Here is a 2,676-nt window from a genome sequence, read left to right as displayed (position 1 = left end):
TAATAATATAGATCTTTTAGTACATATGAGAAGAATTCTTATTGTAGATGATGAGGTGAATATAGGCTTGCTTCTTTCTAAGTTCCTTACCAGGAACGGTTTTGAAGTCAATACCGCTACCACCGGAAATACGGCGATGGACTGTCTTGCAAGAGAAGCATTTGATCTGGTACTCTGTGATTACAGGCTGGATGATACCGATGGAAGAGAGATGCTGATAAAAATTAAAGAAAGCTATCCAAAAACAGGAGTGATCATCATCACTGGATATTCTGACATCAAGCTTGCTGTAGAACTGATCAAGCTGGGGGCGCATGACTACATCACCAAGCCTCTTTATCCAGATGAAATTCTAACAACGATTAATAAAGCGATAGAAACCCAATATGCACTGAATGAAATTGGTGAAAAAGGAAACTCTGGAGAGCCAGTTAAAGAAAAACCAGCCAAATCCATACAGAGCACGGGCAATTTTATTACCGGACAAAGTGCAGCTTCAAAAGAACTGGTCAAACAAATATTGCTGGTTGCACCCACTTCGTATAGTGTTATTTTAACTGGTGAAAGCGGAACAGGTAAAGAATCTGTGGCGCATGCGATTCATTTAAACAGTCCAAGAAAAGATCAGCCCTTCGTGGCCATGGATTGTGGTTCCTTAACTAAAGAATTGGCAGGAAGTGAATTTTTTGGGCATGAAAAAGGGTCATTCACAGGAGCATTGTATACAAAGATTGGCCACTTTGAAATGGCTAATGGAGGTACGTTGTTCCTGGATGAAGTTGGAAACCTATCTTACGATATCCAGGCTGCTCTGTTAAGAACCGTACAGGAGCGTAAAATTAAAAGGATAGGGAGTACAAAGGAAATTGATTTGGATGTCCGGATCATTGTCGCAACCAATGAGAATCTTGCTGTGGCTATACAGAATGGAAAATTCAGGGAAGATCTGTATCACAGGTTTAACGAATTTTCTATTGCCTTGCCCCCGATCAGCAAAAGAGAAAAGGACATTCTGGTTTTTGCCAAATATTTTTTGGAAATGGCGAATGGCGAACTTAATAAGAATATACAGGGCTTTTCTACCGAAGTTGAGGAGTGTTTCTTAACCTATAACTGGCCGGGGAATGTAAGGGAACTTAAAAATGTGGTACGAAGAGCCACTTTGCTGACAGAAGGACAGGTCATTCAGTTAAAAGCCCTGCCGTTGGAAATTTCTACTTATGCGAAAGCATCAGCACTGGAATATACCGTACACAGGACGGAGAAGCCTAAAGATCTTAAAAATGCAGCACAGGAGGCCGAATATGATGCCATATTAAAGGTTTTAAGGGAAGTGAATTTTAATAAGACCAAAGCGGCTAAGCTACTGAACATTGACAGGAAAACCCTTTACAACAAGATGAAAGCCATTAACTTAGATACTTAAGAACAGATGTCTCTATTTTCCTACAAACAGCGAAATAACATCAACCTGGTGATTATCATTGCGCTTGGTTGTTTAATCGCTTATTCTTTGCAGGGAATATTTGGTTCCATATTAAGTACACTGGTCATGTATACGATACTGCGGCCTGGTTATCTTTATCTGGTCAACAGAAAAAACTGGAATAAGCGTTTTACAGCAATTCTACTTCTGTTTATTTCGGTAGTAGTGATTATTCTGCCGTTTTATGGGCTGAGCAGTATGGTTATTGCCAAAATTGCAGAACTGCAAAACGACCATCTGTATTATCAGAATATGCTGCTTAAGTTTAAAAATCTGGTACATGTGAGCAGTGATTTGCAAAATTTACTGGAGGAAGGACTAAGAAAAGCAGGAACCTGGGCTACTGAACTTTTTCCTTCTTTGATCTCCGGTGCATTTAATATTGTATTTGGCCTTCTCCTGATGTACTTTTTGCTCTATTTTATGTTGGTTGAACATGAAACTTTTGAGCGTTCACTGGTTAAATATGCGCCTTTCAGGGCTCAAAATGCTTACCGGTTTGCGGAAGAAATGAGGAATACCACTTATGCAAATGTCGTTGGGCAGGGATTGATCTCTATCGTACAGGGCTCCTTGCTTAGCTTGTCATTTCTTGTTTTGGGGTATAACGATCCATTATTTTGGGGGGTAATCACCGCTTTTATTTGTTTTGTACCTGTGCTGGGACCGCCTATCATCTTTGTGCCAGCAGCGTTAATGCAAATGGCCAACGGCCATAATTTTGAGGCCTGGGCCATGCTTATCTTTGGATTCGTTGTGATTATTAATATAGATAATGTACTTCGGTTCATGATTGCCAAGAAAGTTGGAAATATTCATCCCATAATTACCGTAATTGGCGTAGTTATTGGTATACCATTATTTGGAATACTAGGTCTTGTTTTCGGTCCGTTGTTGTTGTCTTATTTCATTTTGCTTTTAAAAATCTATGAAACAAGTGCCTTGGCGACGGAAAGATTGGAAAGAATTAAAACAATTCCGGCAGAAGAGGAGTTTTAATAGGGAACGGACTGAAGTATCCAGAGTGATTTAAGTGTTAAATAAAATTTAAAAGTTATGAACGATAATTCAAAAGTTTTAATTGGGCTATTAGCCGGTTTGGCTGCAGGTGCAGCTTTGGGTTTGTTATTTGCTCCCGAAAAAGGAACAGATACGCGTGACAGATTAAGCCAGTCTTTAAAGGATCTTGG

General features: G+C 39.5%; 3 protein-coding genes. All 3 read left to right on the top strand.

Features of this window, described 5'->3' with window-relative positions:
* The first annotated feature begins 25 nt into the window (after positions 1–25).
* On the top strand, positions 26–1,426 hold the full coding sequence (locus DBR11_RS25955) for a sigma-54 dependent transcriptional regulator (protein ID WP_108555474.1): 1,401 nt from the start codon (positions 26–28) through the stop codon (positions 1,424–1,426).
* 6 nt (positions 1,427–1,432) lie between these two features.
* A complete protein-coding gene (locus DBR11_RS25950) occupies positions 1,433–2,485 on the top strand; it encodes an AI-2E family transporter (protein ID WP_108555473.1) in 1,053 nt (350 codons plus the stop codon).
* A 57-nt stretch (positions 2,486–2,542) separates the two neighbouring features.
* Positions 2,543–2,676 (top strand): YtxH domain-containing protein (locus tag DBR11_RS25945; protein WP_199233968.1); only part of this gene is annotated, 134 nt, incomplete at its 3' end.

Source organism: Pedobacter sp. HMWF019 (assembly GCF_003061025.1).
Lineage (GTDB): Bacteria > Bacteroidota > Bacteroidia > Sphingobacteriales > Sphingobacteriaceae > Pedobacter.
The sequence above is the reverse complement of the archived record's forward strand: the minus strand, read 5'-3'. Positions and strand labels throughout refer to the sequence as shown.

Bases quoted from the DNA above. Each gene is read 5' to 3' on its own strand.
- DBR11_RS25955 (WP_108555474.1), top strand. From the start codon at position 26: ATGAGAAGAATTCTTATTGTAGATGATGAGGTGAATATAGGCTTGCTT.
- DBR11_RS25950 (WP_108555473.1), top strand. From the start codon at position 1,433: ATGTCTCTATTTTCCTACAAACAGCGAAATAACATCAACCTGGTGATT.